Annotated in this window: 30 protein-coding genes and 3 tRNA genes; 25 read left to right on the top strand and 8 right to left on the bottom strand. The window is 70.8% G+C overall.

Annotation, left to right across the window (positions count from 1 at the left end; translation table 11 throughout):
* Positions 1 to 82 precede the first annotated feature (82 nt).
* The 12 genes from OG978_RS23960 (at position 83) to htpX (ending at position 11933) form a co-directional block, all read left to right on the top strand.
* The gene (locus OG978_RS23960; protein ID WP_326767179.1) at positions 83 to 493 is read left to right on the top strand and encodes an NADH-quinone oxidoreductase subunit A; all 411 of its coding nucleotides are present in this window, start codon (positions 83 to 85) and stop codon (positions 491 to 493) included.
* Positions 484 to 1143 (top strand): NADH-quinone oxidoreductase subunit B, encoded by a 660-nt coding sequence (locus OG978_RS23965; RefSeq protein ID WP_326767180.1) that lies wholly within the window; start codon positions 484 to 486, stop codon positions 1141 to 1143. The genes OG978_RS23960 and OG978_RS23965 overlap by 10 nt, the downstream gene beginning before the upstream one ends.
* A complete protein-coding gene (locus tag OG978_RS23970; protein WP_326767181.1) occupies positions 1140 to 2570 on the top strand; it encodes an NADH-quinone oxidoreductase subunit C in 1431 nt (476 codons plus the stop codon). Before OG978_RS23965 ends, OG978_RS23970 begins: the two co-directional genes overlap by 4 nt.
* On the top strand, positions 2567 to 3535 hold the full coding sequence (locus OG978_RS23975) for a complex I subunit 1/NuoH family protein (protein ID WP_326767182.1): 969 nt from the start codon (positions 2567 to 2569) through the stop codon (positions 3533 to 3535). The genes OG978_RS23970 and OG978_RS23975 overlap by 4 nt, the downstream gene beginning before the upstream one ends.
* Positions 3535 to 4116: a NuoI/complex I 23 kDa subunit family protein gene (locus OG978_RS23980; protein WP_326767183.1), complete on the top strand. Its 582-nt coding sequence runs from the start codon at positions 3535 to 3537 to the stop codon at positions 4114 to 4116. The genes OG978_RS23975 and OG978_RS23980 overlap by 1 nt, the downstream gene beginning before the upstream one ends.
* Positions 4113 to 4703: an NADH-quinone oxidoreductase subunit J family protein gene (locus OG978_RS23985; RefSeq protein WP_442817741.1), complete on the top strand. Its 591-nt coding sequence runs from the start codon at positions 4113 to 4115 to the stop codon at positions 4701 to 4703. Before OG978_RS23980 ends, OG978_RS23985 begins: the two co-directional genes overlap by 4 nt.
* Complete coding sequence (nuoK, locus tag OG978_RS23990; RefSeq protein WP_326767184.1) at positions 4703 to 5110, top strand: NADH-quinone oxidoreductase subunit NuoK; 408 nt, start codon at positions 4703 to 4705, stop codon at positions 5108 to 5110. The genes OG978_RS23985 and nuoK overlap by 1 nt, the downstream gene beginning before the upstream one ends.
* Positions 5107 to 7107 (top strand): NADH-quinone oxidoreductase subunit 5 family protein, encoded by a 2001-nt coding sequence (locus OG978_RS23995; protein WP_326767185.1) that lies wholly within the window; start codon positions 5107 to 5109, stop codon positions 7105 to 7107. Before nuoK ends, OG978_RS23995 begins: the two co-directional genes overlap by 4 nt.
* 27 nt (positions 7108 to 7134) lie before the next feature.
* Positions 7135 to 8682 (top strand): complex I subunit 4 family protein, encoded by a 1548-nt coding sequence (locus tag OG978_RS24000; protein ID WP_326767186.1) that lies wholly within the window; start codon positions 7135 to 7137, stop codon positions 8680 to 8682.
* On the top strand, positions 8679 to 10304 hold the full coding sequence (locus OG978_RS24005) for an NADH-quinone oxidoreductase subunit N (RefSeq protein ID WP_442817742.1): 1626 nt from the start codon (positions 8679 to 8681) through the stop codon (positions 10302 to 10304). The genes OG978_RS24000 and OG978_RS24005 overlap by 4 nt, the downstream gene beginning before the upstream one ends.
* Positions 10305 to 10398: 94 nt before the next feature.
* Positions 10399 to 10854, top strand: coding sequence for a large conductance mechanosensitive channel protein MscL (gene mscL / locus OG978_RS24010; RefSeq protein ID WP_326767187.1), 456 nt, complete (start codon positions 10399 to 10401; stop codon positions 10852 to 10854).
* 215 nt (positions 10855 to 11069) lie between these two features.
* Positions 11070 to 11933, top strand: a complete 864-nt coding sequence (gene htpX, locus OG978_RS24015) for a zinc metalloprotease HtpX (RefSeq protein ID WP_326767188.1) — start codon at positions 11070 to 11072, stop codon at positions 11931 to 11933.
* Between the two features lie 282 nt (positions 11934 to 12215).
* Here the strand turns inward: htpX and OG978_RS24020 are convergent, their stop codons facing one another.
* Positions 12216 to 12617 (bottom strand): YccF domain-containing protein, encoded by a 402-nt coding sequence (locus tag OG978_RS24020; RefSeq protein WP_266415560.1) that lies wholly within the window; start codon positions 12615 to 12617, stop codon positions 12216 to 12218.
* Between the two features lie 190 nt (positions 12618 to 12807).
* Here OG978_RS24020 and OG978_RS24025 point away from each other — a divergent pair, with 190 nt between their 5' ends.
* Both OG978_RS24025 and OG978_RS24030 read left to right on the top strand, forming a co-directional pair.
* A complete protein-coding gene (locus tag OG978_RS24025; protein WP_326767189.1) occupies positions 12808 to 13365 on the top strand; it encodes an SMI1/KNR4 family protein in 558 nt (185 codons plus the stop codon).
* Positions 13366 to 13471: 106 nt separating this feature from the next.
* Positions 13472 to 13744 (top strand): GlsB/YeaQ/YmgE family stress response membrane protein, encoded by a 273-nt coding sequence (locus tag OG978_RS24030; protein ID WP_326767190.1) that lies wholly within the window; start codon positions 13472 to 13474, stop codon positions 13742 to 13744.
* Here OG978_RS24030 and OG978_RS24035 read toward each other — a convergent pair.
* The 3 genes from OG978_RS24035 to OG978_RS24045 all read right to left on the bottom strand — a co-directional run bounded on the left by OG978_RS24035 (position 13705) and on the right by OG978_RS24045 (position 15570).
* Positions 13705 to 14418 carry an alpha-ketoglutarate-dependent dioxygenase AlkB family protein gene (locus tag OG978_RS24035; protein WP_326767191.1) on the bottom strand — a complete coding sequence of 238 codons (714 nt, stop codon included), beginning with the start codon at positions 14416 to 14418 and terminating at the stop codon, positions 13705 to 13707. The genes OG978_RS24030 and OG978_RS24035 overlap by 40 nt on opposite strands.
* 1 nt (position 14419) lies before the next feature.
* Positions 14420 to 14920: a methylated-DNA--[protein]-cysteine S-methyltransferase gene (locus tag OG978_RS24040; protein WP_326767192.1), complete on the bottom strand. Its 501-nt coding sequence runs from the start codon at positions 14918 to 14920 to the stop codon at positions 14420 to 14422.
* A gap of 161 nt (positions 14921 to 15081) precedes the next feature.
* A complete protein-coding gene (locus OG978_RS24045; protein WP_030926258.1) occupies positions 15082 to 15570 on the bottom strand; it encodes a YajQ family cyclic di-GMP-binding protein in 489 nt (162 codons plus the stop codon).
* A gap of 212 nt (positions 15571 to 15782) precedes the next feature.
* On the opposite strand from OG978_RS24045, the gene OG978_RS24050 reads away from it, so the two are divergent.
* Both OG978_RS24050 and OG978_RS24055 read left to right on the top strand, forming a co-directional pair.
* Positions 15783 to 15864: transfer RNA gene (locus tag OG978_RS24050), tRNA-Tyr, on the top strand.
* A gap of 77 nt (positions 15865 to 15941) precedes the next feature.
* Complete coding sequence (locus OG978_RS24055; RefSeq protein ID WP_326767193.1) at positions 15942 to 16391, top strand: DUF523 domain-containing protein; 450 nt, start codon at positions 15942 to 15944, stop codon at positions 16389 to 16391.
* Positions 16392 to 16425: 34 nt separating this feature from the next.
* Here the strand turns inward: OG978_RS24055 and OG978_RS24060 are convergent, their stop codons facing one another.
* Together OG978_RS24060 and OG978_RS24065 are read right to left on the bottom strand one after the other, a co-directional pair.
* Positions 16426 to 17082: an SDR family oxidoreductase gene (locus tag OG978_RS24060; RefSeq protein WP_326767194.1), complete on the bottom strand. Its 657-nt coding sequence runs from the start codon at positions 17080 to 17082 to the stop codon at positions 16426 to 16428.
* Positions 17083 to 17116: 34 nt separating this feature from the next.
* Positions 17117 to 18418, bottom strand: coding sequence for an amidohydrolase family protein (locus OG978_RS24065; protein ID WP_326767195.1), 1302 nt, complete (start codon positions 18416 to 18418; stop codon positions 17117 to 17119).
* Between the two features lie 301 nt (positions 18419 to 18719).
* Here OG978_RS24065 and OG978_RS24070 point away from each other — a divergent pair.
* The 8 genes from OG978_RS24070 to OG978_RS24105 all read left to right on the top strand — a co-directional run bounded on the left by OG978_RS24070 (position 18720) and on the right by OG978_RS24105 (position 23468).
* Positions 18720 to 18792, top strand: a tRNA-Thr gene (locus OG978_RS24070).
* A 45-nt stretch (positions 18793 to 18837) separates the two neighbouring features.
* A tRNA-Met gene (locus tag OG978_RS24075) sits at positions 18838 to 18910 on the top strand.
* 89 nt (positions 18911 to 18999) lie between these two features.
* A complete protein-coding gene (gene rpmG, locus OG978_RS24080; protein ID WP_003956487.1) occupies positions 19000 to 19164 on the top strand; it encodes a 50S ribosomal protein L33 in 165 nt (54 codons plus the stop codon).
* Between the two features lie 104 nt (positions 19165 to 19268).
* Positions 19269 to 19721 (top strand): MaoC family dehydratase N-terminal domain-containing protein, encoded by a 453-nt coding sequence (locus OG978_RS24085; RefSeq protein WP_326767196.1) that lies wholly within the window; start codon positions 19269 to 19271, stop codon positions 19719 to 19721.
* Positions 19721 to 20149 carry a MaoC family dehydratase gene (locus OG978_RS24090; RefSeq protein WP_326767197.1) on the top strand — a complete coding sequence of 143 codons (429 nt, stop codon included), beginning with the start codon at positions 19721 to 19723 and terminating at the stop codon, positions 20147 to 20149. Before OG978_RS24085 ends, OG978_RS24090 begins: the two co-directional genes overlap by 1 nt.
* 119 nt (positions 20150 to 20268) lie before the next feature.
* Complete coding sequence (locus OG978_RS24095) at positions 20269 to 20817, top strand: TetR/AcrR family transcriptional regulator (RefSeq protein ID WP_326767198.1); 549 nt, start codon at positions 20269 to 20271, stop codon at positions 20815 to 20817.
* Positions 20818 to 20912: 95 nt separating this feature from the next.
* Entirely contained in the window at positions 20913 to 22343 is a 1431-nt protein-coding gene (locus OG978_RS24100) for a DHA2 family efflux MFS transporter permease subunit (protein WP_326767199.1), read from the top strand.
* Positions 22344 to 22412: 69 nt separating this feature from the next.
* A complete protein-coding gene (locus OG978_RS24105) occupies positions 22413 to 23468 on the top strand; it encodes a UDP-N-acetylmuramate dehydrogenase (RefSeq protein WP_326767200.1) in 1056 nt (351 codons plus the stop codon).
* A 21-nt stretch (positions 23469 to 23489) separates the two neighbouring features.
* Here the strand turns inward: OG978_RS24105 and OG978_RS24110 are convergent, their stop codons facing one another.
* Complete coding sequence (locus tag OG978_RS24110) at positions 23490 to 24125, bottom strand: NAD(P)-dependent oxidoreductase (RefSeq protein WP_326767201.1); 636 nt, start codon at positions 24123 to 24125, stop codon at positions 23490 to 23492.
* Between the two features lie 87 nt (positions 24126 to 24212).
* Between OG978_RS24110 and OG978_RS24115 the strand changes: the two genes are divergently transcribed.
* Positions 24213 to 24818, top strand: coding sequence for a TetR/AcrR family transcriptional regulator (locus OG978_RS24115; protein ID WP_326767202.1), 606 nt, complete (start codon positions 24213 to 24215; stop codon positions 24816 to 24818).
* Positions 24819 to 24848: 30 nt separating this feature from the next.
* On the opposite strand, the gene OG978_RS24120 is transcribed toward OG978_RS24115, so the two are convergent.
* A complete protein-coding gene (locus tag OG978_RS24120) occupies positions 24849 to 25871 on the bottom strand; it encodes an adenosine deaminase (RefSeq protein ID WP_326767203.1) in 1023 nt (340 codons plus the stop codon).
* Between the last annotated feature and the right edge of the window lie 71 nt (positions 25872 to 25942).

Genomic DNA, 25942 nt, shown 5'->3' on the forward strand with positions numbered 1-25942 from the left:
GGCTGCTTACCCTCTCTTTAACAGGGCCTAGACTCCCGTGCGTACAGATCACCGGACGGATTCGAGGGAGCGAGGGGCGGACGTGGCGGACGTAGCGGACCTGCCGGAATCGACCGTTCTCGCGTCGGACTACTTCCACGGCTATTCAGTGGTCGGACTGCTCGCCGTGATCGGCGTGCTTTTCGTCGCCGTCGCCTTCGGGGCCGGCCGACTGCTGCGCCCCGTGGTTCCGACGCCGGAAAAACTCCTGACGTACGAGTGCGGCGTGGACCCGGTGGGTGAAGGATGGGCACATACAAAGGTCCGTTATTACGTCTATGCCTTCCTGTACGTGATCTTCGCCGTCGACTCGATCTTCCTGTTTCCGTGGGCGACGGTATTCTCCGCGCCCGGATACGGAGCGACGACGCTGGTCGAAATGTTCATCTTCCTCGGTTTCCTGGCCGTAGGACTGCTCTACGCATGGAAGAAGGGCGTCCTCGAATGGACGTGACCAGCCCGCAGGCCGACGAGGGATCCGAGCCGCAGCCCGTGCCGACCTTCCTGCCGGAGCCCAAACGGCTCGGCGTCCTGTCGCGCCTGGCGCCCGAGCCGATGAAGGTGGTCCTGAACTGGGGCCGCCGCTACAGCCTCTGGGTCTTCAACTTCGGGCTCGCCTGCTGCGCCATCGAATTCATCGCCGCCTCCATGGCCCGGCACGACTTCATCCGGCTCGGCGTGATCCCGTTCGCGCCCGGCCCGCGCCAGGCCGACCTCATGATCGTTTCCGGCACGGTGACCGACAAGATGGCCCCGGCGGTGAAGCGGCTGTACGAGCAGATGCCCGAGCCCAAGTACGTCATCTCCTTCGGCGCCTGTTCCAACTGCGGCGGCCCGTACTGGGACTCGTACTCCGTGACCAAGGGCGTCGACCAGATCATCCCGGTCGACGTCTACGTACCCGGCTGCCCGCCCCGGCCGGAGGCGCTCCTCCAGGGCATCCTCAAGCTTCAGGAGAAGATCGCCCGGGAGTCGCTGGGTGAGCGGTACGCGACGGGCGGCGGCAGCCGTCCCTCCGCCACCGCACTGCGCAGCGGCCTGGTCGCGCCCCCGCAGGCCCCGGGTCCGGCCTCGGCCCCGGCTTCGGGGAAGGACCGCGCATGACCACAACCCCCGCTGACGCCTACGACCGCCTGCCGGACGCCGCCGCCGAGCTCTTCGGCGAGGACGCGACGGCGGAGTACGCGTACGAGCTGCTGACCGTCGACGTACCCGCCGCTTCTTGGATCGCAGCCCTCGAAACGGCCCGCGACCGGCTGGGCTGCACGTATTTCGACTGGCTGAGCGCGGTCGACGAACCGGGCACCGGCTTCCGGGTCTGCGCCCATGTCGCAGCCCTGGCCGGGGGCAAGGTCCGTCGGCTCCTGATCCGTACGACCGTTCCGCACGAGGCGGCGGTCCTGCCCACCGCCATCGACGTCTACGCGGGCGCGGCCTGGCACGAGCGTGAGACGCACGAGATGTTCGGCATCGGCTTCGACGGCCACCCGCACCTGGTGCCGCTGCTGCTGCCGGAGGGCTTCGAGGGCCACCCGCTGCGCAAGGACTTCGTGCTGGCGGCGCGCGTCGCGAAGGCCTGGCCCGGCGCGAAGGAGCCGGGCGAGTCGGAGCACGGCGGCCCGAAGCGACGCACGATGCTGCCGCCCGGCGTCCCCGACCCGAACGAGTGGGGCCCCCTGAAGGGCCAGCTCCCGCCCGCCCCGTCCCGCCCGGCCCGCACCCCGCGTGCGGCGGGCGACCGCCCGGTGCGCCGCACCCGCAGCGCGAGCGAGGGCTCGGCCGCCCAGCGGACGGCAGCGGCGGCAGCGGCGGCAGCCCCGGAGGCGGGCACGGAGGCGGGCACGGGCACGGAGCCGACACCCCGGACCGCGACCCCGCAGACCGCGACCCCGCGCCGTACCCGCAGCGCCTCCCAGGGCTCGGCGAGCCAGCAGCGACAGCCGGCCGCACCGGAGCCGGGGACGGCAGCGGGAACGGGAGCGGGAGCGGGAATGGGGCCAGGAACGGAGACGGGAACGGGGACAGGGACGGGGACGGGGACCGGGTCGGCGCAGCCGAGCCCCGGAACCAGCGATGCCCCGTGGCACCACGCCCGCCCGGCCTTCGCCCCGGGTGCTCCCGAGTCGGACGGAGCTGCCTCGGACCCGGGTACTCCCGAGCCGGACGAAGCTGCCTCGGACCCGGGTACTCCCCAACCGGGCGGCACCACTCCGGACCCGGTTGCTCCTCAGCCCCTCCGGCGTTTGAGGAGCGGGGGTCCGGGGGCGGAGCCCCCGGTTCGGGAAGGGGCGGGTAGGGGAGAAGCCCCGCGCAGCGGCACCCCCGCCACCGCCACCGACACCGACGCCACCCCCGACGACCCCACCACCCCCGCGAACCAGCCCGAACCCTCGGCGCACCCGGAAACCCCGGAAACCCCGGAAACCCCGGAAACCCCGGAAACCCCGGAAACCCCGGAAACCCCCGAAACCCCGGAAACCCCGGAAACCCCAGAAACCCCTGACCACCCCGCCGGAGGCGATACCGCGTGAACGACGTACTGGACGTCGCCCTCCGCCTAGTCATCGTCTTCGCCGTGTTCATGGTCCTCCCGCTCGTCGTCGGGCAGACCGAGCACAAGGTGATGGCCCACATGCAGGGCCGCCTCGGCCCCATGTACGCGGGCGGCTTCCACGGCTGGGCGCAGCTCGTCGCGGACGGTGTGAAGTTCGCGCAGAAGGAAGACATCGTCCCGGCCGAGGCCGACCGCCGCATCTTCCAGCTCGCGCCGGCCGTGGCGCTCCTCCCGTACCTCCTCGTGCTCGTCGCCATCCCGATCGGCCCCAGCGAGGGCGCGGTCGGACAGGTCGTCGACGCGGGCATCTTCTTCGTGCTCGCCGTGATGGGCGTGGGAGTGCTCGGCTCGCTGATGGCCGGCTGGGCCTCGGCGAACAAGTTCTCCCTCCTCGGGGGCCTGCGCACCGCCGCCCAGCTGCTCGCGTACGAGCTGCCGATGCTGCTCGCCGCCGCCTCCGTGGCGATGGCGGCCGGCACCGTCTCCCTCCCGGGCATCCTCAATGCCTTCGAGTGGTGGTGGCTGCCCTGGCAGATCGTCGGCGCACTGGTCTTCTTCGTGGCCGGACTCGCCGAGCTGCAGCGTCCGCCGTTCGACATGCCGGTCGCCGATTCGGAGATCATCTTCGGCGCGTACACCGAGTACACCGGCCTGCGCTTCGCCCTGTTCCTGCTGGCCGAGTACGCCGGCATCGTCGTGCTGTGCGGACTGACCACCGTCCTCTTCCTCGGCGGCTGGCACGGCCCGTTCGGTGCCGATGGACTCGGCTGGGTCTGGACGCTGCTCAAGACCGCGGTCCTCGCCTTCGTCGTCATCTGGCTACGGGTGTCCTACCCCCGGCTCCGCGAGGACCAGCTGCAGAAGCTCGCCTGGACCGCGCTCATCCCGCTCGCTCTCGCGCAGATCGCGCTCACCGGCATCGTGAAGGTGGCGATCAGCTAATGTCTCCGATCCCCGGCTCCGGCCTGGCCAAGGGCCTGGCCGTCACCCTGCGGACGATGACGAGGAAGACGGTCACCGCGCAGTACCCGGACGTCCAGCCCGAGCTCCCGCCCCGCTCGCGCGGCGTCATCGCGCTGTTCGAGGAGAACTGCACGGTCTGCATGCTCTGCGCCCGCGAGTGCCCGGACTGGTGCATCTACATCGACTCCCACAAGGAGACGGTGCCGGCCGCAGCCCCGGGCGGCCGCGAGCGCAGCCGCAATGTCCTCGACCGCTTCGCGATCGACTTCTCGCTCTGCATGTACTGCGGTATCTGCATCGAGGTGTGCCCCTTCGACGCGCTGTTCTGGTCGCCGGAGTTCGAGTACGCGGAGACGGACATCCTCGAACTCACCCATGAGCGCGACAAGCTCCGCGAATGGATGTGGACGGTGCCGGAACCGCCCGCGCTCGACCAGGGCGCCGAGGAGCCGAAGGAGATCGCCGCCGCCCGCAAGACGGCGGAGAAACTCGAAGCCCAGCGAGCCCAACAGGCCCAGGAAGCCCAGCAGACCCAGAAGGAAGCAGAGGGGGAGGAGTGACACTCGCAGCCACTGCGGCCAACGCGGCCAACACGGCCACTGCGGCTACCGCGGCCCCCTCCGGCTTCCTCTCCCCGACCGGCATCGAGATCGCCTTCGTCCTCGTCGGCATCGCCACCCTCGGCGCGGCCCTCGTCACCGTCACGACCAAGCAGCTGGTGCACGCCGCCCTCTGGCTGGTCGTGGCGCTCGGTGGTCTCGCCGTCGAGTACCTCCTGCTCACCGCGGAGTTCATCGCCTGGGTGCAGGTACTGATCTACGTCGGTTCCGTGGTCGTCCTCCTTCTCTTCGGGCTGATGCTCACCAGGGCCCCCATCGGCCGCTCCCCGGACGCCGACTCGGGCAACCGCTGGGCGGCCCTCGCCGTGGCGGCCGCCGCCGCCGGCGCACTCGTCTGGGTCGTCGTCGACGCCTTCCGCACCACCTGGATCGACCTGGACGGACCGGCCCAGGGTTCGACCGAGGTGACCGGCTCCTTCCTCTTCCGGCACTGGGTGCTGCCCTTCGAAGCACTCTCCGTCCTGCTGCTCGCCGCCCTCGTCGGCGCGATCGTCCTGTCCCGCAAGCGCGGTAAGGAGCAGAGCTGATGCACCTCGCCTATCCCGCGGTGCTCGCCGCCCTCCTCTTCTGCACCGGGCTGTACGGAGTGCTCGCCCGGCGCAACGCGATCCTGGTCCTGATGTCCGTCGAGCTGATGCTCAACGCCGTCAACCTCAACCTGGTCGCCTTCGACGTCTGGCTCCGCGACACCCTGCACTCCGGCCAGGCCCTCACCCTCTTCACCATCGCCATCGCGGCGGCGGAGATCGGCATCGGCCTGGCGATCGTCCTCGCCGTGTACCGCAACCGCGGCAGCTCGGACGTCGACCGCCTACGCGACACCGCCGAGACCGACGCCGCCGAAGCCCTCCCGGGCGACGAGTCCGACACCGGCACCGAAGACCAGGCCACTGCTGCGGCAGGGAAGGCAAAGAAGGCAGAGGCCACCGCGTGACCACCACGACCCTCGCCGTCCTCGTCCCCCTCCTTCCCTTCCTGGGCGCCGCGGCCGGTCTCCTGCTCGGACGCACCGCCCCCGGCTTCGTACGGCCCCTCGCCGTACTGCCCACCCTCCTCGCCGCCGTCCTCGCGGCCGTCGTCGCCGCACGCCAGGGCGGCGGCCGGGCCATCGACGCCGCGACCCAGCTCACCCCCACCGGCTCGGTCCCGATCGACCTCGCCCTGCACCTCGACGGCTTCGCGGTCCTCGTCGCCGTCCTGGTCGGGCTCGTCGCGACCTGCGTGCAGATCTACTCGACCGCCTACCTGCGCGACGACCCCCGCTACCCCTCGTACGCCGCCCTCGTCTCTCTCTTCACCTCCGCGATGCTGCTCGTCGTCTACTCGGGCGACCTGATGGTGCTCCTGGTCGGCTGGGAGATCATGGGCATCTGCTCGTACTTCCTCGTCGGCCACTACTGGGAGACGCCCGAAGCCCGCGCCGCCTCCCTCAAGGCCTTCCTGGTCACCAAGCTCGGCGACGTCCCCTTCCTGATCGGTCTGTTCGCGCTCGCCGCCGACACCGGCACCTTCCGCATCACCGGCATCCTGGGCGCCGTCGCCAACGGCGGCCTGGACCACCCCACCCTCATCGCCCTGCTGCTCCTCGCCGGCGTCGCCGGCAAGTCTGCGCAGTTCCCCCTGCACACCTGGCTGCCCGACGCGATGGCCGGCCCCACCCCCGTCTCCGCGCTCATCCACGCCGCGACGATGGTCGCCGCCGGCATCTACTTCGTGGCCCGGCTCCTCCCCGTCTTCGCCGAGTCCGGCGCGGCCCTCGTCGTACTCGCCGTGATGGCGGCGGTCACGATGATCGGCTCAGGACTCGCCGCCCTCGCCCAGGACGACATCAAGCGCGTCCTCGCCTACTCGACGATCGGCCAGCTCGGCTACATGGCCGGCGCCCTGGCCGTCGGCGACCGCGGGGCCGCCGTCTTCCACCTCCTCTCCCACGGTGCGTTCAAGGCCGTCCTCTTCCTCGCGGCCGGCGTCGTCATCCACGCCGCCGGGACCAACTCGCTGGCCGCCATGTCCCGCATGGGCGGCCTGACGAAGCGCATCCCGGACGCCTACTGGACGATGACCGTCGCCCTGCTCGCGCTCGCCGCCATCCCCCCGTTCGCCGGCTTCTTCTCCAAGGAAGCCGTCCTCGTCGCCGCCGAGCACACCGCGCTCGGGGACCGGCACATCGCCCCGGCCGCCGCCGGCTGGACCGTACTCGTCGCCGGACTGCTCGCCGCCGTCCTCACCGCCGCGTACGCCACCCGCCTCTGGCTCCTCGCCTTCCGGGGCCGCGGCGCCGAGGCCCCCGGCCACGGCAGGCAGCCCGTCGCGATGACCGCCGTCCTCTGGGTCCTCGCCGTCCCCACCATCGCCTTCGGGCTGACCGTCGGCGCGATCACCGACTGGTTCGACGGCCACGGCCTCACCCCGACCGTGACCACCGCCGTCCTCTCCACGGGCGTCGGCCTCGTCGGCGGCCTCGTCATCTACGGCGCCTGGCGCCACACGTCGGCGCTCGCCGCCCGCACCACCGTCGGCACCTTCGTCGCCCACCCCGACGCCGAACCCGCCCTCATCGAGGCCCAGGCCATGACGGCACACACCGCCGCCTACGGAGCCGACGGGGACGCCCCCGACCCGGCCGACCCCGGCCGCCTGCTGCTCGGCCCGCTCCACCACCACGCCGCGGCCGGCTTCCACCTCGACGCCCTGTACGCGGCGCTGTTCGTCCGCCCCGTCCAGGCCGCGGCGAGCCTCGTCCGCTTCCTGGACCGCGAGGTCGTCGACACCTACGTACGCGGTTCCGGAGCCGTCGCACGCGGGCTCGGCACCGCCGTCCGCCGCGCGCAGACCGGCAACGTGCAGACCTACCTCAGCGCACTGCTCGCCGGTTCGCTGGTCCTGGCGATCGCCGCCGTCGTCTTTGCCAACGTCAATGCCGGGTCGTGAGCCGTGATCGATATCAGTGAATCCGTGATGCAGTTCCTTCTCGCGTTCATCGTCGTCATCCCGCTCATCGGCGCCGTGGCCGCCCTGTTCCCGGCCCCGCCGGGACTGAAGGGAACCAGCCCCGACCAAGCCGTGCTCCGCCACGGCGTGACCGTCACCGGCGCGATCCTCGTCGCCGCGATCGTCCTCGCTGCGGGCTTCGACCACGACCACCCGTCGAAGATGCAGGCCACCACCGACATCAGCTGGATCCCGGCGCTCGACGTCCGCATCCATCTCGGCATCGACGGCATCTCGCTCCCCCTTCTCGTACTGACCGCGCTGCTGACCTTCCTCTGCGCGCTCTACAGCTACTTCAAGCTGCCCGCGGGCCCCTCCCCGAAGGCTTTCGTCGCCCTCCTGCTCGTCCTGGAGTCCGGCACCCTCGCGACCTTCGCCGTCCTCGACCTGCTGCTGTTCTTCCTGGCGTTCGAGATGGTGCTCATCCCGATGTACTTCCTCATCGCCCGCTGGGGCGGTGCGCAGAGGCAGGCCGCCGCCTGGAAGTTCATCCTCTACACACTGCTCGGCTCGGTGGTCATGCTGCTGGGCCTGCTCCTCATCGGGCTGAAGAGCGGCACCTTCGACATGGTGGCACTCGCCACTGACAACGGCCGTGGGCTCACCTCGTCCGTGCAGGTCATCGCCGTTCTGGCGATCGGCATCGGACTCGCCGTGAAGACACCGATGTGGCCGCTGCACAGCTGGCTGCCGGACGCCCACACCGCCGCCCCGACCGTCGGCTCGGTCCTGCTCGCGGGCGTCCTGCTGAAGATGGGCACGTACGGATTCGTCCGCATCCTGCTCCCCATCACTCCCGACGGGATGCACACCTTCGCGCCCTACCTCGCCGCCTTCGCGGTCGTCGGCATCATCTACGGATCGCTGGCCTGCCTGGCGCTGGTCCGCCCCGGCTCCAAGGGCGACCTCAAGCGCCTGATCGCGTACTCCTCCGTCGGCCACATGGGCTTCGTGCTCCTCGGCATCGCGAGCATGACGCCCACCGGGGTCAACGGCGCGCTCTTCGCCAACATCGCCCACGGCCTCATCACCGGGCTGCTGTTCTTCCTGGTCGGAGCAGTCAAGGACCGGTACGGCACCGCCGACCTCGACACCCTCTCCGGGGCGACCGGGGCCGCGCTCTACGGCCGGGCACCCCGCCTCGGCGGCCTCCTCGCCTTCGCCGCCGTCGCCTCCCTGGGCCTGCCGGGCCTCGCCGGATTCTGGGGCGAGATGCTCGCCCTGTTCGGCTCCTTCGACCCCGCCGACGGCCTCAGCCGGCCCGCCTTCCTCACCTTCATGTCGATCGCCGCGTTCGGCACCCTGCTCACCGCCGCGTACATGCTCATGGTCGTACGCCGGGTCTGCATGGGCGAGAAGCGCGAAGAGCCGCAGCTCGCCGATGTCCAGACGTACGAGTTCGCCGCCTGGACCCCGCTCGTCGCGCTCACCGTCCTCGCCGGTCTGTGGCCCGCGGCCCTCCTCGGCCTCACCGACCCGGCCGTGCAGAAGCTCCTCGCAGGAGGCAAGTCGTGACCCCAGCCGTCGTCACCCGGGGCGTCGCCACCCCGGACCTCGTCACCACCGCGGCCGAGAGCACCACCAGCCTCATCCAGTCCGTCGACTGGCTCGCGATCGCACCCCCGGTCGTCGTCGCGGCCATGGCCCTGATCGTCCTGGTCACCGACCTCTTCCTCCCCGAGCACCGCAAGCCGCTCCTCGGCGCGCTGACCATCGCCGGACTCGTCGCCGCCCTGGCCCTCCTCGTCCCGCTGCGCGACGGCGACCGTTCCACCTTCTGCCTCACCGCGGCCGCCACCGGATCCGGCCCCGGCGCCTGCAGCTACACCGCCGACCACTTCGCCCTGGTCATCCAGGCCCTCGTGCTCGGCGGCGCCCTGCTCACCGCCCTGCTCTCGCTCGGCGACACCCGCAAGCTCCCCGCCGGCGAGTTCTGGTTCCTGCTGCTGTCCTCCGCGTCCGGCGCCGCGCTCCTGCCCGCCGCCCGCGACCTCGCCACCCTCGTCGTCGCCCTGGAAGTCGCCTCGCTGCCCGCCTTCGCGCTCGTCGGCATCAAGCGCGGCGACCGGCGGTCCTCCGAGGCGGCCCTGAAGTTCTTCCTCTCCTCCGTCGTCGCGACCGCCGTCATGCTGCTCGGCGTCAGCTTCGTGTACGCGACCACCGGCACCCTGCACCTCACCGAGATCGCCGCCCGGCTCGACGACGTACCCGGCCAGTTCGACACCCTCGCCAAGGCGGGCGTCGCCCTCACCCTCGTCGGCTTCGCGTTCAAGACGGCCGCCGCGCCCTTCCACTTCTGGGTTCCCGACACCTACATCGGCGCCCCCCTGCCGATCGCCGCCTACCTCTCGGTCGTCGGCAAGGCGGTCGGCTTCTCCGGCCTCATCCTCGTCACCGTGATCGCGTTCCCGGCGTACGCCGACGTCTGGGGACCGGCCCTCGCCGTCCTCGCCGCGCTCACCATGACGATCGGCAACGTCGCCGCACTGCGCCAGAACGCCGACCGGGCACGCAGCGCCGTACGCCTGCTCGCCTGGTCGTCCGTCGCCCAGGCCGGCTACCTGCTGGTGCCGATTGCCGCCGCCGCGTACACCAGCGACGAGCACATCGGCTCCACCGTCGCGTACGCCCTCATGTACGCCGTCGTGAACCTCGGGGCCTTCGCGGTCGCCGCCCTGGTCGCCCGGACCAGCCCCGGCAACCGGATCACGGACTACCGCGGGCTGTACGCCACCCGCCCCCTCGCCGCCCTGGCGATGGCCTTCTTCCTGCTCTGCCTGGCCGGCCTGCCGCCCGGCATCATCGGCCTCTTCGCCAAGGTCACGGTCTTCTCCGCGGCCGTCGACGCCGGACTCGGCTGGCTCGCCGTCGTCATGGCCGTCAATGTCGTGATCGCGCTCTACTACTACCTCCAGTGGACCGCGACGCTCTTCCGCGCCCCGGCGGAGGCCCCGGAGGGAACCCCGGCGACGGCGGTCCGCGAAGAGACCCCGGCGGAGGACGCCGTACGCGCCCCCACCAGGCACGGAGTTCCGGCCTCCCTCACCGTCGCCATCGCGCTCACCGCCGTGGTCGGCGTAGCGCTCTCAGGCGCTCCGCAGACGGTCCTCAGGTTCGCCGCCGTCAATCTCTTCTGACATACCGAAGATCGGTTTGCCCGGAACGGTACGTACAAGGCAAGGTCTTGCCCGCACACCCCCCACACGTACGCATTCCAGAGGAGCAAGAGCAGTGCTGAACGGGTTCAAGGACTTCATCCTGCGCGGAAACGTCATCTCCATGGCCATCGGGCTGGCCGTCGGAGCAGCGTTCACCGCCGTCGTCACCGGATTCAGCACGGCCTTCATCACCCCGCTGATCGGCCTCGCCACCGGTTCCGTCGGCGACTTCAGCTCGGCGCAGTTCACGGTCGACGGCGCCATCTTCCCGTACGGGAAGTTCCTCGCCGCCGCCATCGCGTTCCTGATCACCGCCGCCGTCCTCTACTTCTGCGTCGTCGTTCCCATGGCGAAGGTCCAGAGCCGCTTCGCCAAGGCGGAGAAGCTCGACATCAAGGCCGCCACGCGCGACTGCCCCCGCTGCTACACCGAGATCCCGGCCATCGCCTCCCGCTGCGCCCACTGCACCAGCGAGATCAAGCCGGACCCCGAGGCCCTCGCGGTCGCCGGCCTCCCCGCCCAGCGCTGAGCCACCGGGCACCGGACCGGCACACGCACAGCCACTGACCCGCACGGCCCAGGGCCTGATCCGGCCGCAAGGGCCGGACAGGCCCTGCCCTGCGGCGGCGCGCACAAGGGAACTAGCTCCTCTCGCCTGGCGTTGACCTGTACGGGAGGCTCCACTGGGGGAGTGGAGACCACCAAGCAATGGGTTCCCCTGCCGCACCACTTGGAGGGCGTACCGTGCACCGCCGGCACAACGGGCTGAGAACCGCCGTACTCCTCGGGGGCCTGTCCGCACTCATCATCGTCATCGGAAGCTTCTTCGGACGTACGGGCCTGATCGTCGCGCTCCTCGTAGCCGTCGGCACCAACGCCTACGCGTACTGGAACAGCGACAAGCTGGCGCTCAGGGCCATGCGGGCCCGCCCCGTCAGCGAGTTCGAGGCACCACAGCTCTACCGCATGGTCCGCGAGCTCTCCACCGCCGCCCGGCAGCCCATGCCCCGGCTCTACATCTCCCCGACGCAGGCTCCCAACGCCTTCGCCACCGGCCGAAATCCGCGCAACGCCGCGGTCTGCTGCACCGAAGGCATCCTACGAATCCTGGACGAGCGGGAGCTGCGCGGCGTACTGGGCCACGAGCTGAGCCATGTCTACAACCGCGACATCCTGATCTCGTCCGTCGCCGGAGCACTCGCCTCCGTCGTCATGTTCCTGGTCAACTTCGCCTGGCTGATCCCGGTGGGCCGGTCCAACGACGACGACGGACCGGGGATCCTCGGAATGCTGATGATCATGATCCTCGGCCCTGTCGCGGCCTCCGTGATCCAGCTGGCCGTCAGCCGCTCCCGCGAGTACGAGGCGGACGCCTCCGGCGCCCAGCTGACCGGCGACCCGCTGGCTCTGGCCAGTGCCCTGCGCAAGCTCGACGCAGGAACGAAACAGCTCCCGCTGCCCCCGGAGCCGAGGATCGAGACCGCGAGCCACATGATGATCGCGAATCCGTTCCGCCCCGGCCAGGGCATGTCCAAGCTGTTCTCGACGCATCCGCCCATGGCGGAGCGCATCGCCCGACTGGAGCAGATGGCGGGCCCGCGCCCCTGAAGCCCCTCGGGGCTTTCGTTTGGATCAGGCCGGGCTCGCGTGCCCCGGCACCGCGCCTCGCCGCGTTGTCGTCGGTCGACGACGCTCCTTCCCCAAGCTCTCGGCTCCGCTCGAGCAGGGGAGACCCCATCCGACTCCCTCCTCCGCCTTGCGATGCACAGCGCCGGACCCCGCTCCCTGATCCGGCCTGATCCAAACGAAAGCCCCTCACCGACACCCGCTGAGGCGCACGCGAGCGGCCCCGGACTCCTGGTCCGGGGCCGCTCGCGTGCGCCTCGGGGCCTAGCGGGCTCCGAAGGCTTCGTCGCTCGGGACCACCTCACGGCCCAGCGGCATGAGCGAGATGGGGATCATCTTCAGGTTCGCCCAGCCGAAGGGGATGCCGATGATCGACACGAACAGCGGGATGCTGGTGATCAGGTGCCCCAGCGCGAGCCACCACCCGGCGAAGACGAGCCAGATCACATTGCCGACGCAGGACGGCGCACCCGCGTCGGGCCGTTCCACGGTCGTCCGCCCGAACGGCCACAGCACGTAACCGGCGATTCTCAGGGATGCGATGCCGAACGGAATCGTCACGATCAGCACGAAGCAGATGATCGCGGCGACGAGGTAGCCGAGGGCCATCCAGAACCCGCAGAGCACCACCCACAGGATGTTCAGGATCAGCTGTATGAGCTTCATGGTCACTCGCCTTCCGAGGGTGTTGCCCGTCATCGCTCTGCATGGTCAGTATCAGCCCCGGTCACGGACAGGAGTAACCGGAGCGGGCTCGTGGAGTGACTGCCCCACCGCCCCACGGCCTCACGGCCTCCGCAGCCCCGCAGCCCCACCGCCCCGCCCGATTGTCAGTGCCGTCATTCACCATGAACGCATGAACGACACCGAGCAGTTGCTCGCAGCCGCCGAGAAGACCGCCCGCACCACCCCGCGCTGGGAGAAATACCCCCTCCCGGCGCCCCTGTCCGCCGAGGACGTCGTGCGCGCCGAAGCCGCCCTCGGCTTCACCCTGCCGCCGCTGCTCACCGCCCTGTACACCCGGATCGCCAACGGCGGCTTCGGCCCGGAGTACGGCCTGATGCCGCTGATCGGCGACCGGGCGCCGGACGGGGAGGAGTCCGCCGTCACGCAGTACCTCGCCCACCGCCGGGACGCGACCGAGGAGGGCGGATGGCCGTGGCCGGAGGGCGTGCTGCCGATATGCAGCCTGGGCTGCGGGATGTACTCCTGCGTGGACTGCCGCAGCGAACGCACCACGGTGCTGCTCTTCGAGCCGAACGCCGACGAGCCGGAGCACGCCTGGTACGTGGACCGGCCCGACCTCGCCCAGTGGCTCGGCAGCTGGCTGGACGGCACCGCGTGGTACTCCGAGGAGTCCGAGGACGATGCGGCCGATCTGGTGCCCTGGCCGGAGTTCAGCGCCCGTACATGAGCCATGGGCGGCCGGGGCACGGCCCGTTCACGGAGCGCACCGGCAACCGTTCCACCGGCACGAACGTCTTGGATTCCAGGAACGAGTGACGGGTAGGTTCGCACGCATGAGCATTATCGGATGGATCATTCTCGGGCTGGTGGCCGGAGTCATCGCCAAGGTCCTGCTCCCGGGGCGTGACCCGGGCGGCCTGGTCGGCACCACCCTCATCGGGGTCGTCGGCGCCTTTCTCGGTGGCTGGATATCGTCGCGCTTCCTCGACCGCCCCATTTCCAACGACTTCTTCGACATGGCCACTTGGGTCGCCGCCATCGGCGGTTCGCTGGTCCTGCTGATCGCCTACCGGCTGCTGTTCGGGAACTCCCGCGAACGACGCTGACCCCCGGCGGTGCCGAAGGCGCCCAACCCGGTCTCACGCAGGGTCAGATTGAGCCGGCCACGGCTCATCCCCGCCGCGGGATCGGCGGTCCCGGGGCAGACCTTCGGTACGCCGTGGAACGCGAAACGTGACGGGCCGCCGAAGACGAACAGATCGCCGGAGGCCAACTCCACGTCGGTGTAGGGCTTTCCGCGGTTCTCCGTGTTCCCGAAGCGGAAGACACAGGTGTCGCCGATGCTGAGCGACACCACCGGAGCGTCGGACCGCTCCTCCTTGTCCTGGTGCATGCCCATCCGCGCCGCTCCGTCGTAGAAGTTGATGAGCGCGGTGTCCGGCGCGTACGTCCGTACCGGGCACTCGTCGCCGTACGCCGCAGTCAGCGCCTCGCGCCCCAACTCGGCCAGCCAGTCGGGGAATTCCGCCACCCGCGCGCCGTTCACATCGTCGGCCGTGCGCGTATACCGGTACGGCTGCCAGTGCCACCCCACACAGACCGTCTGCACGGACATCACCCCGCCGCCCGGCAGAACCGTGTGCCGCAGCGGCACGGGCCCGCGCGCCCATTCCCGGCAGGCCGCCACCAACTCCCGACGGCGTTCCGGCGGCAGCCACTCGGGCACATGCACGGCCCCCGGCGCGACGACCGTACGAGGCCTCGGGAAGAGCCCGGACATCTCAACGCACCGCCAGGGCGCCTTCCAGCCCCAGGAGCCGCTCCTTGCGCTCCAGGCCGCCCGCGTAACCCCGCAGCGCCCCGTCCGCGCCGATCACCCGATGGCACGGCCGCACGACCAGCAGCGGATTGCGCCCGATCGCCGTCCCCACGGCCCGGACCCCCGCCCCCGGAGTACCGACGCGTTCGGCGATCTGTCCGTACGACACGGTCTCCCCGTACGGGACGGTGTCCAGGGCGGCCCACACCCGGCGCTGGAAGTCGGTGCCCACGCCGTCCGCGTACACGATGTCGAAGCGGGTCAGCCGCCCCGCGAAGTACTCCCGCAGCTGAGCGGCGATCCCCGCGAAGGCCTCCGGTGCGTGGACCCACCCTTCCCGGACGACCGCGGCGCCCTTCTGACCGGGCAGTGAGAGCGAGGCGAGCGCCACCCCGTCGGTGGTCTCCTCGCCGACCAGCAGCAGTTCACCCAGCGGGCTGTCGACCGTTGCGTACATGGTCATGACTCGTCCCTTTCCTGCACGTCATGCCGGGATTCGACCGGATCGTCGCCCGACATGGACAAGTCTGCGTTCCCCGCGCCGTCGCGACCGGCGGTTTTCGGACATCGCACCCCGGGTGCGGAGCGGTACCTCCCGCTCCGCACTCCGGTGAAGGGCGGGACCTACCGGTAGTTCACGAACTGCACGGCGAAATCGAAGTCCTGGCCCTTCAGCAGCGCCTGCACGGCCTGCAGGTCGTCCCGGCTCTTCGAGCTGACCCGCAGCTCGTCGCCCTGGACCTGCGCCTTGACGCCCTTCGGGCCCTCGTCGCGAATGATCTTCGCCACCTTCTTGGCGTTCTCCTGGGAGATGCCCTCCTCGATCGTGGCGAAGATCTTGTACTCCTTGCCGGACAGCTGCGGCTCGCCCGCGTCCAGCGACTTCAGCGAGATGCCGCGCTTGATCAGCTTGGACTGGAAGATGTCGAGGATCGCCTTGACCCGCTCCTCGCCGTTCGCCTCCATCAGGATCTTCTCGCCGGACCAGGAGATCGAGGCGCCGGTGCCCTTGAAGTCGTAACGCTGCGAGATTTCCTTGGCGGCCTGGTTGAGGGCGTTGTCGACCTCCTGCCGCTCGACCTTCGAGACGATGTCGAAACTGGAGTCGGCCATGACGTGTGGCTCCTTGTATCGGGGGATCGGAAACGCGGTGCATAAGGGCGGCAGCGGGCCTGTCGGCCCCGCGGCGCCGATCAAAGCCTAGCCACCCGCGCCCGGTCGGGCCGCTGATCAATCCGGTGGCGAAGCACCCCCGGGCATCGGGTATCGTTTACGTCGTTGCCACGGAGCGCCGCCGAAAAGCGGTTCTCACGGCAGCAATCCCTGGCGGTGTGCCCGAGTGGCCAAAGGGAGCAGACTGTAAATCTGCCGGCTCAGCCTACCCAGGTTCGAACCCTGGCGCCGCCACATGGTAAGGCCCCTGTCTCAGACAGGGGCCTTCTTTGTTTTCTGCTGCGAGTTTTCTGCTGCGAGGGGCCGTGAACATGGAATCCGTACTGGTCAGCGCCTGTCTGCACGGTGTGCCCTGCCGCTTCGACGGCCGCGGCAAGGCCTCCGCCGCAGTGGCCGAGGCCATCGGCCACCGCCGCCCCGTGGCCTTCTGCCCCGAGGTCTCCGCCGGACTGCCCACCCCGCGCCGCCCCGCCGAGATCGTCGGCGGCGACGGCCATGACGTGCTGGACGGCCGCGCCCGGGTCGTCGACGACACCGGGCACGACGTGACGGAGGAGTTCGTGGACGGCGCAGAACGGGCGCTGGAGGCCGCGCGCCGCACCGGGTGCACCGAGGCGCTGCTGATGGCGCGCAGCCCTTCCTGCGGGCACGGAACGGTCTACGACGGTACGTTCACGGGCGAGCTCCGCGAGGGCGACGGTGTCACCGCGGCGCTGCTGGAGCGGCACGGCGTCACCGTCCGCCCGGCACCGCGCACCTGAGCCCCGAGGCCCGGCACGGAGGCCTGCCGCCGGGTCAGTTCCCCGCGATGTCCTTCACCGCGACCGACACCGGCACGTTCCCCGAGATGAGCTCCAGCGTCAGCCCCGCCGTCGCCGGGGTTTCCAGCAGCTCCAGCAGCGCCGCCGCCACGTCGTCGCGCGGCACCGGCCCGCGGCCGGTCGACGCGGTCAGCAGGACCGCCCCCGTGCCCGCGTCGTTCGTCAGCATGCCGGGGCGCAGGATCGTCCAGTCGAGTGCGGTCCTGGAGCGCACGTACGCGTCCGCCGCACCCTTGGCCCGCAGATACGCGTCGAAGACCTCGTCGCCCGGGTGGTCGGGATCGGCGCCCATCGACGAGACCACGACGTAGCGCCGTACGCCCGCCCGCTCGGCGGCGTCGGCGAACAGCACCGCCGCCCCGCGGTCCACCGTGTCCTTGCGTGCCGAGCCGCTGTCCGGGCCCGCACCGGCCGCGAAGACCACCGCGTCGGCGCCGTGCAGCACCTGAGCCACCTCATCCACGGAGGCGGATTCGAGATCCAGGACGACCGGCTCGGCACCCGCCGCCCGGAGGTCCTCGCCCTGGTCCGGATTGCGGATGACGCCCACGGCTTCGTCCCCGCGCGCGGCGAGCAACCGCTCCAGCCGCAGCGCGATCTGACCATGTCCACCTGCGATGACAATGCGCATGCTCACGACCGTACGCCGCGGCGGCCCGCCGCGCTCAGGGCCCGCCGCAAGGACCGGAATCCGGTCTCCCCTGGCGGGGCAGATCGAGGGCGACGACGGTCTCGGAGTCGCAGTACCGGCGCACCGCGCTCGTCCGCGCCACCACCCGGCCGCGATGCACCACGATCCGGCTGTAGGCCAGCGAGAGCACGCCCGGGAGCTGCTCCCCGCGCACGGCGAGCAGCTCGGCCGGGAAGCCCGCCTCGACCCTGACCCCGGGCAGCCCCATCGCCGTCCTGGCGACCGAGGACACCGCCTCGTACGCCTCCTCGGCCGGCAGTCCGTGCTGCGAGGCCAGCAGGTAGGCGGCCTCCAGAGGATCACCGCGGCCCACGGGGTTCGCGATGTCCCGCAGCGCCCCGCTGCCCGCCGTGACCCGCACCCCGGCCGCCCGTAGCAGCCGTACGGGGGCGGTGCCCCGGCCCTCCACGCCGCAGCAGCCGCCCTGGGGGAGGCAGACCACCGTCACCCCGGCCGCGGCCAGCTGGTCGGCGGCGCGGGCCGCGGCCTGCGCGGGGAGCCGGGCGAGGCCGGCGCACGGGCCGAGCGAGACGCCGGGCCGCAGCCCTCCGGCCATGGCGGCCAGCCGGCCGAGCCGGGCCGGATCGTCGCTGTCCGTGTGCAGATCGACGGGGCAGCCCTGCTCGGCGGCGACCTCCAGGACGGCTTCCGCGTACCCCGCCGGGTCCGGATCGAGGTCAGGGCAGCCGCCGACCGCACCGGCCCCCATCTTCACCGCGTCGCGCAGCATGGCCAGGTTGCCGGCGCCCGCGACGCCGGTGAGCAGCCGGGGCACGGCGACCGGTGTCAGGTCGGCCAGTCCGCGCAGCGAACGGCATGCCTGCAGCACGGCTTCGAGCGGGGCGAGGCCCTGGACGTCCCCGATCCGCACGTGCGAGCGCAGCGCCGTGGCGCCGTGACCGAGCTGCAGCAGGGCGGCCTCGGTGGCGCGGCGCCGGATGTCCTCCGGGCGGTGCGACACCGGTCCCGGGATGCCGGGGCCCGCGCCGTCGGCGGTGAGCGCGGTGTCGCTGTGGGCGTGGGGTTCGGCGGGGGCGGGGAGCAGCAGATAGCCGCGCAGGTCCAGCCGCGGACCGGATGCGGTCAGGCTGCCCGCCGTACCGACGGCCTCGATGCGGCCGCCGCCGAGCCGTACGTCCACGACGCGGCCGTCGGTGAGACGGGCGCCGCAGAGCACCAGTCCGGTCCCGGCCGGGGTGACGGTGTCGGGGCTGCCGGTCGCATCGGCCGCGTCGGCGGCGTGGTCGTCCGGCTGCCACGGCTGGCTGTCGGGCATCGCGCTCCTGGGAATGGGGACAAGATCACGCAGAGTGAGTCGAGCCTAGGGGCGTGTTCGGTCCGGTTCGAGTAGGAGCGAAATAGTCGTACCGGTGTGGCCCCGGGGGAGCGTGGGGTGCGGGTGTACGACCGTGGCGGAGGTGCCCCGAGGGGAGGCTGAGGCGCTGCTCAGGCGGCCGGCGGGCGGTTTCCGAGGCTGTCGATCACGGTATCGGCGGGGCGTCGATCAAGGGCGCCGGATGGGGCCCCGAAACGGATTTGGGCGATCGGCGACAGACCGTGTAATGTCTTCATCGCTCGCCCCAATAGCTCAGTCGGTAGAGCGTCTCCATGGTAAGGAGAAGGTCTGCGGTTCGATTCCGCATTGGGGCTCTGGTGATCGGGAAACCCCGCTTCGGCGGGGGGGCTCGTCATCAAAGCGGTGTAGCTCAGTCGGTAGAGCAAGCGGCTCATAATCGCTGTGTCACCGGTTCAAGTCCGGTCACCGCTACTTACGGTAGCCGATTGTGGGGTCGGTCCTTCGATCGGCTACTCTTTTTTGCGTTCATCCGTCCATCCGTCCGTCCAAGGAGCACTCACGTGGCTGCCACCGACGTCCGCCCGAAGATCACGCTGGCCTGCGTGGAGTGCAAGGAGCGGAACTACATCACCAAGAAGAACCGGCGTAACAACCCGGACCGTCTTGAGATGAAGAAGCACTGCCCGCGCTGCAACTCGCACACTGCGCACCGCGAAACGCGCTAAAAACAGGCTCGTACACGAGGCCGTCCCCATTGGGGGCGGCCTCGTGTCGTTGTATGAAGACTGTTCTTCGGCCTGTTCATCTTTCATCAGGAGGTAGCGAGCTCATGGCGCTCGACCAGTCCTTCGTGGGGCGGACCTATCCGCCCACCCCGCCGTACGAGGTCGGCCGGGAGAAGATCCGCGAGTTCGCCGAGGCGGTGGGCGACGCGAATCCGGCGTACGTCGACCCCGAGGCTGCCAAGGCGCTCGGCCACAGCGATGTGATCGCACCGCCGACATTCGTCTTCTCCATCACGTTCAAGGCAGCCGGACAGGTGATCCACGACCCGCAGCTGGGCCTGGACTACAGCCGGGTGGTGCACGGTGACCAGAAGTTCGCCTATGTGCGTCCCGTGCGGGCGGGGGACCGGCTGACGGTCACCTCGACGATCGAGGCCATCAAGTCCTTGGCGGGCAACGACATCCTGGACGTCCGTGGCGAGGTCCACGACGAGTCCGGCGAGCACGTGGTGACCGCGTGGACGAAGCTGGTGGCGCGCGCTGCCGAGGAGGCGTGATGACGGCGAAGGTCGCATACGAGTCGGTCGAGGTCGGTACGGAGCTGCCGGCGCAGTCCTTCCCGGTTACCCGGGCCACGCTGGTGCAGTACGCGGGCGCCTCCGGCGACTTCAACCCGATCCACTGGAACGAGAAGTTCGCCCGTGAGGTCGGACTGCCGGATGTGATCGCGCACGGCATGTTCACCATGGCCGAGGCGATCCGGGTGGTCACGGACTGGGCCGGCGACCCGGGTGCGGTCGTCGAGTACGGGGTGCGGTTCACCAAGCCGGTCGTCGTGCCGAACGACGACAAGGGCGCCCTGATCGAGGTCAGTGCCAAGGTGGCCGCCCTGCTGGACGACAAGCAGGTGCGGGTGGATCTGACGGCCATGAGCGAGGGCAAGAAGGTGCTGGGCATGTCCCGCGCCGTGGTGCGACTCGGCTGAGGCCGTATCGCGCGACACAAGTGAGGGGCACGGTCCGCGGGGCCGTGCCCCTCACCTGTGTCGGGGCATACCGCTTGACCAGGTTAGTGATTGAGTACTAACTTTCTTGCATGGCGAGGATGAGTGCAGATGAACGGCGCGAGAGCGTCATCCTGGCGGCGATCACCGAGTTCGCCCGCGGCGGGTACAGCGCCACCTCCACCGAGGCGATCGCCAAGCGTGTGGGTGTCTCGCAGCCGTACCTCTTCCGTCTCTTCCCCAACAAGCAGGCCATGTTCCTCGCGGCCGTCGAGCGGTGCCTCGCGGACACCCGCAAGGTCTTCGCCGAGGCCGCCGAGGGGCTCGAGGGCGACGAGGCGGTGAAGGCGATGGCTGTCGCGTACCAGCGGCTCATCGTCGACGACCCCGACAAGCTCCAGATGCAGATGCAGACCTATGCGGCCGTCGCGAGTGCCGAGGCGTCCGGGGGCCACGAACTCGGTGATGCGGTGCGTGCCGCCTGGCTGAAGATGTGGGACGACGTCCATCTCGCCCTGGGCGCCGACGTCAAGGAAACGACGACGTTCTGGGCGTTCGGCATGCTCATCAATACGTTGGCCTCGCTCGGCTTCCCGGCCGGGCACCGGGTCTGGTCGGGGTTCTACGACGAGGCCAGGCCGATCGCCTGAACAGTGCGACCCGGGTTCCGCCCGGTGTGTGACCCGGGTTCCGCCCGGTTTTCTGCCCAGAGAAGTTAGTCATTGACTAACCCCCAGGGGGAGCAGTGAACCAGCACACAACGGGCCGCTCAGGAGCGGTCTGGGCCCTCGTCATCACCAGCGTCGCCGGATTCATGGCGGCCCTCGACAACCTCGTCGTCACCACCGCCCTGCCCTCCATCCGCAAGAGCCTCGGTGGCGAGCTGGCCGAGCTGGAATGGACGGTGAACGCCTACACCCTCACCTTCGCCGTCCTGCTGATGCTCGGGGCGGCCCTCGGTGACAGGTTCGGCCGCCGCCGGCTGTTCCTCGCCGGGCTCACCGTCTTCACCGGCGCCTCCGCCGCGGCCGCCCTCTCACCCGGGATCAACGAGCTGATCGCCTTCCGGGCGGTCCAGGGCGTGGGCGCCGCGATCATGATGCCGCTGACGCTCACCCTGCTCACGGCCGCCGTGCCGCCCGCCCGCCGAGGCGCCGCGCTCGGCGTCTTCGGCGCCGTCACCGGACTGGCCGTGGCCAGCGGACCCCTGATCGGCGGCAGCCTCACCGAGCACCTGTCCTGGCAGTGGATCTTCTGGCTGAACGTCCCGGTCGGACTGGCCCTGCTGCCGCTGGCACGGCTGCGCCTGACCGAGTCGTACGCGCCGGACGCACGGCTGGACATACCCGGCACGCTCCTGGTCAGCGGCGGGCTGTTCGGCATCGTCTACGGCCTGGTCAGCGCCAACTCCGAGGGCTGGACCAGCCCCACCGTCCTCACCGCGCTGATCGTGGGCGCCGCGCTCGTCGCGGGCTTCATCCGCCACGGTTTCCGTGCGAAGCGCCCCATGCTGCCCATGCGGCTCTTCCGCGACCGCGCGTTCTTCGGGATCAACATGGCGAGCATGCTGATGTTCCTGGGCATGTTCGGGGCGATCTTCCTGCTCAGCCAGTACTTCCAGGGCGTGCTGGGGTACTCGCCCACCGAGGCCGGCCTGCGGATGCTGCCCTGGACCGGGATGCCGATGCTGGTCGCCCCCGTCGCGGGGATACTCTCCGACCGGTTCGGCGGCCGCCCGGTGGTCGTGGCCGGACTCGTCCTCCAGGCGGTCGGCCTCGCGCTCTTCGCGATGACCATCGCGCCCGATGCCTCGTACGCCTCGCAGCTGCCCGCCCTGATCGTCGGCGGGGTCGGTATGGCCCTGTACTTCGCACCCGCCGCCAGTCTCGTGATGTCCAGCGTCCGCCCCGCGGAGCAGGGCATCGCCTCCGGCGCCAACAACGCCCTGCGCGAGGTCGGCGGAGCACTCGGGGTCGCCGTGCTCGCCACGGTCTTCTCCTCGCAGGGCGGCTACGACTCCGCGCGGTCCTTCACGGACGGGACCGTTCCGGCGGTGTGGATCGGTGCCTCGGTGGTGGCTCTGGCCGCCCTCGCCGCCCTGCTGATCCCGGGCCGCCGCAGTACCCCGGCCCCGGAGCCCGCGACTGCCGGGAAGCGCGCTCCCGTCGCCGTCTGAACCGCGGTTCCGTGCGTACGGTCCGTGCCCCGCCCGAGCGGTGGGGGCACGGACCGTACCCTTGTCCCCGTGCAGGAACTCCATGACGCCCCCCTCGCCCCCCTGACCACCTTCCGGCTGGGCGGCCCCGCCTCCCGGCTCCTCACGGCGACGACCGACGCCGAGGTGATCGAAGCCGTGCGCGAGGCCGACGGGAGCGGCACCCCGCTCCTCGTCATCGGCGGCGGCAGCAACCTGGTCATCGGCGACAAGGGCTTCGAGGGAACCGCCCTGCGCATCGCGACCAAGGGCTTCGTGCTGGACGGCACGACGCTGGAACTCGCCGCCGGTGAGATCTGGACGGACGCCGTGGCCCGCACCGTCGAAGCCGGCCTCGCGGGCATCGAGTGCCTGGCCGGAATCCCGGGCTCCGCGGGTGCGACGCCGATCCAGAACGTCGGCGCGTACGGCCAGGAGGTCTCCGCCACCATCACGGAGGTCGTCGCCTACGACCGGCACACCGAGGAAACGGTCACCATCCCGAACGCCGACTGCGCGTTCTCGTACCGGCACAGTCGCTTCAAGGCCGACCCCGACCGTTTCGTGGTGCTGCGTGTCCGCTTCGAGCTGGAGGACGCGGGCGGTCTGTCCGCGCCGCTGAGGTACGCCGAGACGGCCCGCACCATGGGCGTCGAACAGGGCGAGCGCGTCCCCGCGGCGGCCGCCCGCGAAACGGTGCTCAGGCTCCGCGCGGGCAAGGGCATGGTGCTGGACCCGGAGGACCACGACTCCTGGTCGGCGGGCTCCTTCTTCACCAACCCGGTCCTGGAGGAGGCGGAGTACGAGGCGTTCCTCGCCCGCGCCAAGGACCGGCTCGGCCCCGAGGTGACGCCCCCCGCCTTTCCCGCGGACGGGGGGCGCGTCAAGACCTCGGCGGCCTGGCTCATCGACAAGGCCGGTTTCACCAAGGGATACGGCACGGGGCCGGCCCGTATCTCCACGAAGCACACCCTCGCCCTCACCAACCGCGGCGAGGCGACCACCGAGGACCTCCTCGCACTCGCCCGCGAGGTCGTCGCCGGGGTCCGCGAGGCATTCGGCGTCACGCTCGTCAACGAACCGGTGACGGTCGGCGTGAGCCTGTAGGGCCTCTTGCGGCCGCCGGGCTCAGTACGCCACGCCCACGCCCTGCTTCACCGACGCCGGATCGTCGACCAGCGCCAGCATCGCGTGCGCCACATCGGCGCGCGAGATGGTCCGCCCGCTGCGCGGGGTGCTGCCGACGGCCGTCCGGTACTTCCCCACCAGCGGCCCGTTGGTGAGCTTCGGCGGCCGTACGGACGTCCAGTCCGTCGCGCTCCGGGCCAGCGCGGCCTCCATCTGCGTCAGGTCCGCGTAGACCTCCTTGAGGATCGCCCCGACCACCTTGCGGACCAGCCGGTCCAGCAGCGGGTCGTCGGCCGGTCGCGGGCCGACCGGGGCCGCGCTGACCACCAGCAGCCGCCGCACTCCCTCCGCCTCCATCGCCGCCAGCACCGACCCGGTGAGCCGCTCGGCGACCCCGTCCGCCTTCCGGCCGCGCGAGCCGAGCGCGGAGAGCACCGCGTCCCGGCCCGCGACCGCCTCGCGCAGCGCCTCCGGCTCGTCCATGCGCCCGACCGTGTGGACCTGTACGTCGGAGAGCGGGACGGGCAGTCGCGCCGGGTCGCGGACCACCGCCGTCACCTCGTGGCCCGCCGCCACCGCCTGGCGGACGATCTCCTGACCGACGCCGCCCGTGGCGCCGAACACCGTGATCCTCATTGCGCACCCTCCCAGGGTGGGTAAGTATTCACTCACCCGTAGAGTGAGTGAATACTCACCACCTCGTCAAGCTTCGTTGGAGTGCACATGGAGCAGAAGCCGGCCCGCGTCCGCATCATCGACGCCGCCCACCAGCTGATGCTCACCATCGGCCTGGCCCGCGCCACCACCAAGGAGATCGCCAGAGCCGCAGGCTGCTCGGAGGCTGCGCTCTACAAGCACTTCGCGAGCAAGGAAGAGCTGTTCGTGGCCGTGCTCAAGGAACGGCTGCCGAAGGTCGACCCGCTGCTGAAGCGGCTCATCGCGTCCCCGGGGGCGGGGGAGCGGACCGTCGAGCAGAACCTCACCGAGATCGCCCGCCAGGCGGCGCTCTTCTACGAGCAGAGCTTCCCGATCGCCGCCTCGCTGTACGCCGAGCCCAGGCTCAAGGAACGCCACAACGAGGCGATGAGGGAACTCGGCACCGGCCCGCACATGCCCATCCGCGGCCTGGACGCCTATCTGCGCTCCGAGCAGGCAGCCGGCCGGGTGCGGGCCGACGCGGACACCTACGCGGCCGCGTCGCTGCTGCTGGGAGCCTGCGCGCAGCGGGCGTTCGCCTACGAGGCCACGGCGGGCGGGGAGCCGCCGCAGCCCCTCGACGAGTTCGCCGCGTCCGTGGCGAGAACGCTGATGCGGGGCGTCGGGGCGTAGACCTGTCCCGCAGGCCGAGGGAAGCGACCTCTAGCCCGCCGGCTTCGCCAGCCAGTCGTCGACGCCCGCCAGGAGCTCCGCCCGCACCGGGGCCGGCGCGGCGGAGCCCCGTACCGACTGCCGGGCCAGTTCGGCCAGCTCCTCGTCCGTGAACGCGTGATGGCGCCGCACGAGGTCGTACTGCGCGGCCAGCCGGGAACCGAAGAGCAGCGGATCGTCCGCGCCCAGCGCCATCGGCACCCCGGCCTCGAACAGTTTGCGCAGGGGTACGTCGGCGGGCTTCTCGTAGACGCCCAGCGCCACGTTCGACGCCGGGCAGACCTCACAGGTCACTTGGCGCTCCGCCAGCGTGCGCAGCAGCCGCGGGTCCTCGGCGGCCCGGACGCCGTGCCCGATCCGGGCCGCGTCGAGATCGTCCAGGCAGTCCCGCACGCTGGAGGGGCCGGACAGCTCACCGCCGTGCGGCGCCGCCAGCAGGCCGCCCTCGCGGGCGATGGCGAAGGCCCGGTCGAAGTCCCGGGCCATCCCGCGGCGCTCGTCGTTGGAGAGCCCGAACCCGACCACGCCCCGGTCCACGTACCGCACCGCGAGCCGGGCGAGCGTCCGGGCGTCCAGCGGATGCTTCATCCGGTTCGCCGCGATCACCACCCGGATCGGCAGCCCCGTCTCGCGCGACGCGCTGTCCACCGCGTCCAGGATGATCTCGATCGCCGGGATCAGCCCGCCGAGCAGCGGGGCGTACGAGGTGGGGTCGACCTGGATCTCCAGCCAGCCGGAGCCGTCCGCGACGTCCTCCTGGGCCGTCTCGCGCACCAGCCGCTGGATGTCCTCGGGGGCCCTGAGGCAGGACCGGGCGATGTCGTAGAGCCGCTGGAAGCGGAACCATCCGCGCTCGTCCGTGGCCCGCAGCCTGGGCGGTTCGCCGCTGGTCAGGGCATCCGGCAGCCGCACGCCGTACTTGTCGGCGAGTTCGAGCAGGGTCGTTGGCCGCATCGACCCGGTGAAATGCAGGTGCAGGTGGGCCTTGGGCAACAGCCGTACATCACGCTCCATTCCAAGATCCTGCCGCACACGTGGGGTCGAGCGGTAGCCGCTTTCCCCATCGAGTTGACCCCCGAACAGAG

The organism is Streptomyces sp. NBC_01591, assembly GCF_035918155.1.
Lineage (GTDB): Bacteria > Actinomycetota > Actinomycetes > Streptomycetales > Streptomycetaceae > Streptomyces.